This window comes from Pseudomonas sp. P20 (assembly GCF_016463925.1).
Lineage (GTDB): Bacteria > Pseudomonadota > Gammaproteobacteria > Pseudomonadales > Pseudomonadaceae > Pseudomonas > Pseudomonas aeruginosa.
In genome coordinates, this window is the sequence record NZ_JAEMVM010000001.1 from 154,288 (window position 1) to 160,522 (window position 6,235).

The 6,235-nt window shown below is 68.7% G+C and carries 8 protein-coding genes; 1 reads left to right on the plus strand and 7 read right to left on the minus strand.

The features are described 5' to 3' along the window. Positions 1–9 precede the first annotated feature (9 nt). From JHD77_RS00710 to JHD77_RS00740, 7 genes are all read right to left on the minus strand, one after another. Positions 10–780: a crotonase/enoyl-CoA hydratase family protein gene (locus JHD77_RS00710; RefSeq protein WP_003091874.1), complete on the minus strand. Its 771-nt coding sequence runs from the start codon at positions 778–780 to the stop codon at positions 10–12. A 116-nt stretch (positions 781–896) separates the two neighbouring features. Then, a complete protein-coding gene (locus tag JHD77_RS00715) occupies positions 897–1,808 on the minus strand; it encodes an SDR family oxidoreductase (protein ID WP_003111019.1) in 912 nt (303 codons plus the stop codon). Between the two features lie 115 nt (positions 1,809–1,923). Beyond that, a complete protein-coding gene (locus JHD77_RS00720; protein ID WP_003114489.1) occupies positions 1,924–2,217 on the minus strand; it encodes a hypothetical protein in 294 nt (97 codons plus the stop codon). A gap of 98 nt (positions 2,218–2,315) precedes the next feature. Beyond that, the gene (locus tag JHD77_RS00725) at positions 2,316–3,212 is read right to left on the minus strand and encodes an alpha/beta fold hydrolase (protein ID WP_019484490.1); all 897 of its coding nucleotides are present in this window, start codon (positions 3,210–3,212) and stop codon (positions 2,316–2,318) included. Further along, entirely contained in the window at positions 3,209–3,988 is a 780-nt protein-coding gene (locus JHD77_RS00730) for a class II aldolase/adducin family protein (protein ID WP_003091880.1), read from the minus strand. Before JHD77_RS00730 ends, JHD77_RS00725 begins: the two co-directional genes overlap by 4 nt. 128 nt (positions 3,989–4,116) lie before the next feature. Then, the gene (locus tag JHD77_RS00735) at positions 4,117–4,803 is read right to left on the minus strand and encodes an LrgB family protein (RefSeq protein WP_003102323.1); all 687 of its coding nucleotides are present in this window, start codon (positions 4,801–4,803) and stop codon (positions 4,117–4,119) included. Then, a complete protein-coding gene (locus JHD77_RS00740; protein ID WP_003091885.1) occupies positions 4,790–5,179 on the minus strand; it encodes a CidA/LrgA family protein in 390 nt (129 codons plus the stop codon). Before JHD77_RS00740 ends, JHD77_RS00735 begins: the two co-directional genes overlap by 14 nt. Positions 5,180–5,274: 95 nt before the next feature. On the opposite strand from JHD77_RS00740, the gene JHD77_RS00745 reads away from it, so the two are divergent. Then, the gene (locus JHD77_RS00745; protein ID WP_003102321.1) at positions 5,275–6,168 is read left to right on the plus strand and encodes a LysR family transcriptional regulator; all 894 of its coding nucleotides are present in this window, start codon (positions 5,275–5,277) and stop codon (positions 6,166–6,168) included. Positions 6,169–6,235: the final 67 nt, after the last annotated feature.

The following is a 6,235-nucleotide window of genomic DNA, read 5'->3' on the forward strand; positions in this document are numbered from 1 at the left end:
GCGACGGCGTCACTCGAAGCGCCCGTGGCGCCCCTCGCCGTCCTTGAAGCGCTGCGCGCCCTCCAGGGTCTCGCCGCTCTCGATCACCGCCAGCCCGCCCTGGAATTCGTTGGCCAGGGCCACGTCGAAGGACAGTTCCCACTGCGCGTATACGCTGGCGCGATCGGCGAGCATGCAGGTCTGCGGGAAGGCGGCGAGTTCCGCCGCCAGCTCCTCGGCCTCGGCTCGCGCCGAACCGCTCGGCACCACCCGGTTGGCCAGGCCGATCTGCAACGCTTCGTCGGCCTTCACCGGACGCCCGGTGAGGATCAGGTCGAGCGCCCGGCCCTGCCCGACGATCCGTGGCAGGCGCACGCTGCCGCCATCGATCAGCGGCACCCCGAAACGCCGGCAGAACACTCCGCAGATAGCGTCCTCGGCCATCACCCGCAGGTCGGCGAGCAGCGCCAGCTCCAGCCCGCCGGCCACCGCATAGCCTTCGATGGCGGCGATCAGCGGCTTGCCGAGCTGCATGCGGCTCGGCCCCATCGGTCCGTCGCCCTCCGCCTCCAGGCGATTGCGCCGCTCGCCATCCTCGGCCACCGCCGCCAGGTCGGCGCCGGCGCAGAAATTGCCGCCGCTGCCGGTGAGTACCGCGACCCGCGCCGTATCGTCCGCTTCGAACTCGCGCAGGGCGTCGGCCAGGGCCTGGGCGGTCGGCCGGTCCACCGCATTGCGCCGCTCAGGGCGAGCGATGACCAGGGTGGTGACCGGGCCGTTGCGTTCGACGATGACACTCATGACAGACTCCCTGCGGAAAAAGCGAAAAAAGACACCGGCCGGATGGCAGAAGACCGGCGTCAGCCGGTCTTCACCTTAGTCCTTTTCCCGCGGCCGCGCCGCATCCGCCGGGCGTCTCAGAGCGCGTGCTTCTGCAGGTTGGCCATCATTTCACGGAGCGCCTCGACGTTGTCCGCCGGGTGCGCGGCGTTCTCGAAGTCGCAGATCTGCTGCCAGTGCGCGGCCACGTCCTCGGCGTCGAAGCCGGCCTTCGGATCGAAGCCGAAGCCCAGGCTGCGTTCCCAGCGTACCTTGCCGATCCAGCCACCGCCGACCTCATAGAGCCCCGAGGTATCCTCGCAGGCCGAGCTGCCGAGGTAGACCACCAGCGGGCTGACCAGCTCCGGCTTGAGCTGCTCGAAGACCTGCGGCGGGATCAGCCCCTCGGTCATCCGCGTACCGCCGGTGGGGGCGATGGCGTTGACCAGGATATTGTTCTTGCGCCCTTCCAGGGCCAGGGTGCGGGTCAGGCCGTAGAGGCCGAGCTTGGCCATGCCGTAGTTGCTTTGGCCGAAGTTGCCGTAGATGCCCGAGGTCGAGGAGGTGAACACCACCCGCCCGTAGGCCTGCTCGCGCAAGTGCGGCCAGGCGGCGCGAGTGACCTTGTAGGCGCCTTCGACATGCACCTGGTAGACCAGGTCCCAGTCGGCGTCCTCCATCTTGTGGAAGGTCTTGTCACGCAGGATGCCGGCATTGTTGACCACCACGTCGACGCGACCGAAGGCGTCCAGCGCGTTCTCCACGATCCTGCCGCCGTCCGTGACCGAGTCGTGGTTGGCCACCGCGGTGCCGCCGGCGGCACGGATCTCCGCCACCACCTTGTCCGCCGCCGAGGCACTGGCGCCTTCGCCATGGGTGCTACCGCCGAGGTCGTTGACCACCACCCGGGCGCCATGCTTCGCGAACAGCAGGGCGTGGGCGCGGCCAAGGCCGCCGCCGGCTCCGGTGACGATCACGACTTGGTCGTCGAAACGCAGGGCATCGCTCATGTTCGGGACTCCAGGGCAGTAGGAAGGATTGCCCGAGTGTCGGCCAGCCCGCCGGCGGGGACAAGGCTTCGCGCCGCCATGAATGGCGCCCGATAAGGCAGCGGGATGTTCCGCTTCAGTCGAACGGAATGTACAGCCGGCCACGCGGGCCGAGCTTGAACAGCCACCAGTCGTAGTTGTGCCGGACCACCACCAGCAGCAGGCTGCCGAGCAACGCGAGGCCGGCGCCGACGGCGTACCAGCGACTGCCTTCCTGCCAGCACAGGTAGCCGAGCCCGAGCGCCAGCAGCAGGCCGAGTTCGGCGAGGACCATCCCGGACTGGCGGATGAACGGTTGCGCCTGCACCATCTGGCGGAACAACCAGGAGCCCTCGTCGAACGCGCGCAAGGGAGAAACGGGATCGTGCATGGAGACCTCCATGGGTGACGAAACGCCTCGTCCAGCGAGGCGCCAGCACCCTAGCCCCGATCCTTGCGCGATGGCACTTGCTGCAATCTCAAACTCGCTTAAGAAAACTCTGAATCATCCAGTCGGGCGCGAAACGCCAGGTAATGTTCGAGCACCGCCGCCGGCGCTTCGATCTGCGGATAATGGCCGATGCCATCGAGCAGCACGCAGTCGGCATCGGCGACCAGTTGCCGGTAGCGCTCGACCATGTGCGCCCCGGAGATCGGGTCGACGGCGCCGTCGATCACCCGCAACGGCACCCCGCCGTGCTGCAACGCCGCCACCCAGCGCTCACGCTGCTCGCGGCGGTCGACGATGTAGCGGATCAGGCGATGCATCACCCGCTGCCCCTGGTTGCTTTCGATCAGGCTCCAGAAGGCATCCAGCTCGGTCTCGCCGGGCTGGCTGCGCGGGCCGAAGACCTTGGCGAAGTTGCGCGCCAGGGCGCGGCGGTCGAACAGCCGGCCGAACAGCCCGCCCAACGGGCTCAGCAACAGCTTCTGGCTGAGCACCGGGCGGTGCGTTTCCGGGAACAGCCCGCCATTGAGGAACACGCAGGAGGCGAGCCGCAGCCGGCCTTCGTGATGGCGGGCGAGCAGTTCCTGGGCGACGCTGTCGCCGTAGTCGTGGGCCAGCACGTGCAGCGGCTCGTCGACTCCCAGGTGGCCAAGCAGCGCCTGTTGCAGGTCGGCCTGCTCCAGCAGGCTGTAGCGATGGGCGCGCGGCTTGGCCGAATCGCCGAAGCCGAGCAGGTCGCAGACCAGCACGCGGTAGCGCTGCGCCAGCGGCTCCCAGAGGTAGTGCCAGTCCCAGGCGGCGCTGGGAAAACCGTGGATCAGCAGCAACGGCCGCCCCTGCCCGGCTTCCCAGTAGCGGATCGGGAAGCCCTTGAAATCCAGGGTGCGGCCGCGCCTCCGCCAGGCCTCCAGGGGAATGCCGGGCAGCGCCGCGGTCACTGGCGGTAGCCCGGGTTCTGCTGGTCGAGCTTGCGCAGCAGCGCCGGCCAGGCCAGTTGGCCGCCCATGCCGGTCTTGCTGCGCATCACCCCGGCGATCATGTCGCGCGCGCCGGCGAGGATCTGCCCCGGGATGTGGATCAGCTCGGCGCCGCCGCTCTGCGCCATCACCTGTACCTCGCAGGCGCGTTGCAGGGTGAACATCATGAGGAAGGTATCGGCGATGGAACCGCCGCAGGTGAGCAGGCCGTGGTTGGGCAGGATCAGGAAGTTGCTGGTCCCCAGGTCGGCCTGCAGGCGGGCCTTTTCCTCATGGTTCAGGGCGACGCCCTCGTAGGCGTGGTAGGACAGGCTGGAGAGCACGAACAACGATTGCTGCGACAGCGGCAACAGGCCCTGCTTCTGGCAGGACACCGCGATCCCCGCGGCGGTATGGGTGTGCAGCACGCACTCGACGTCGTGGCGGACCTCGTGCACCGCGCTATGGATGGTGTAGCCGGCCGGGTTGATCTCGTAGGGGCTGTCCATCAGCTTCTTGCCGCTGGCGTCCACCTTCACCAGGCTGGAGGCGGTGATCTCGTGGAACATCAGGCCGAACGGGTTGATCAGGAAGTCCTCGGTGCCCGGCACCTTGGCCGAGATGTGGGTGAAGATCAGGTCGTCCCAACCGTGCAGGGCGACCAGCCGGTAGCAGGCAGCGAGATCGACGCGGGTCTGCCATTCGGCGGCGGAGACCTGGGCTTGCACATCGGCGGGCAGGGAGTGAACGGCGGTCACGGCGGCATCCTCTTTTGTCGTTATCGGATGCCCGCAGTCTAGCCCCGCCCTCCTCCGGCGACTGTCGCCGGGCTTACACTCGCGCGCCGGCTGAATGGCGGAGGATTCAGCCGGCCTATGCGCGCAGGCTACAGGCAGTGGGCGACCAGGGGTGCGACCAGCAGGTTGAACAGCCCGGTGAGAACCATCAGCAGACCGGCCGCCGAACCTTCCTCGCCGCCGAACTCGTAGGCCCGACTGGTGCCGGCGCCGTGCGCGCCGACGCCGAACAGCGCGCCGCGGGCCAGCGGCGTGCGCAAGCGCAGGACGCGCAGCAGGGTGCCGCCGATCACCGCGCCGAACACCCCGGTGATCATCACGAAGGCGGCGGTCAGTTCCGGCACGCCACCCAGGTCGTGGGACATCTCCATGGCGAACGGCGTGGTGATCGAGCGCGGCAGCAACGACAGCGTGACCTGGCCGTCCAGCGCCAGGGCCTGGGCCAGCGCCCAGGAGCTGCCGATGGCCACCGCGGTGCCGGCGAACATCCCGGCCAGCAGCGCCGGCCAGTGGCGCATCAGCAGCTCGCGCTGCTGCCAGATCGGGATGGCGAAGGCCACCGTCGCCGGACCGAGCAGCGCCACCAGCCAATTGGTGTCGCGGGCGTAGTCGGCGTAGCGGGTATGGGTGGGAATCGCCAGGGCGTAGAGCAGCACCGGGACGAACACGATGGGCGACAGCCAGTACCACTTCACCCGGCGGTACAGCTGGCGGCTCAGCAGGTAGCCGCCGACGGTCGCCGCCAACCAGAACAGGGCTTGCTTATCGAGACTCATGGCGCGCCCTCCAGCGGCACATCCACTCCACCGACACCGCGGTGACCAGCATCACCAGCAGGGTGCTGAGCATGATCACCAGGAGGATGCGCCAGCCCTCGCTGCGTAGCAGCGCGCCGTAGTCGAGCAGGCTCATCAGCGCCGGGATGAAGAACAGCAACATCTCCGCCAGCAACAGGCCGGCCCCGGCCTGCAGCCAGGCCGGACGCAGCAGGCCGCTGGCGAACAGCAGCAACAGCGCCGCCAGGCCGACCACCCCGCCCGGCAGCGGCAGGCCGATGGCCTTCGCCAGCCAGCCGCCAGCCCACCAGAAGGCGATGAGTACCGCCAGTTCGGCGGCAAGGCGGGACAGACGGCGGACGAGCGGGGGCAACATGGGAAAGGCCTTGGCTGGGAAATCGGGGATGGAGAAAGGATAAGGCCCGGCCTATCATCCCCAAAGCGAATTGTCCGCATGAGAGCCATTCCAGAATGGAATTCCGTCAACTCCGCAGCTTCGTCGAAGTGGTCCGCCAGGGCAGCTTCACCCAGGCGGCTCAGGTCCGCCACGCCAGCCAGTCGACCATCAGCAAGCAGGTCGCCCAACTGGAGCAGAGCCTTGGCGTGCAGGTATTGGAACGCAACGGGCCGCACGTGCGCCTGACCGACGCCGGCGCCGTGGTGTTTCGCCGCGCCGAGGAGATGCTGCGGCTGCGCCGCGACCTGCTCAGCGAATTGGACGACCTCAGCCAGCTCAACCGCGGCGAACTGCGCCTGGGCCTGCCGTTGCTCGGTGCCGACGCGCTGTTCGCCCAACGCTTCGCCGAATACCGGCGGCGCTATCCGAACATCGCCGTGCACCTGGTGGAGGGCGGCAGCAAGACCATGGAGCAGGCGGTGCTGGCCGGCGAGCTGGAATTGGCCGGCAGCCTCACCCCGGCGGACGACGGCTTCGACTACCAGCCGTTCTGCAACGAACCGCTGGACGTGCTGCTGCCGGCCGGGCATCCCAAGGCCGCTGCCGCCAGCGTCGCCCTCGGCGAACTGGCGGACAGCCCGTTCCTGCTCTACCAGCAGAGCTTCACCCTCAACGACCGCCTGCTGCGCGCCTGCCTGGAGGCCGGCTTCAGCCCGCGCGAAGGCGGCCGCAGCGGCCAGGCCGACTTCCTCGGCGCGCTGGTGGCGGCCAACCAGGGAGTGGTGCTGCTACCACGAGTGATCGCTCGCGAGATCGAACGCCCGGGAGTGGTGCGGGTCCTGCTCAAGGAGCCGGACCTGCGCTGGGACATCGCCTTCATCTGGCGCCGTGGCGGCTACCTGTCGCGGGCGGCGCAGGCCTGGCTGGAGCTGCTGCGCGAGCAGCCGCTGGAGGAAAGCCCGGCGTAGGACGAATAACCGCCAGCTCGGCAGAGGCTACGGCGGATAACGCCTGGGGGCGTTATTCGCCCTACCG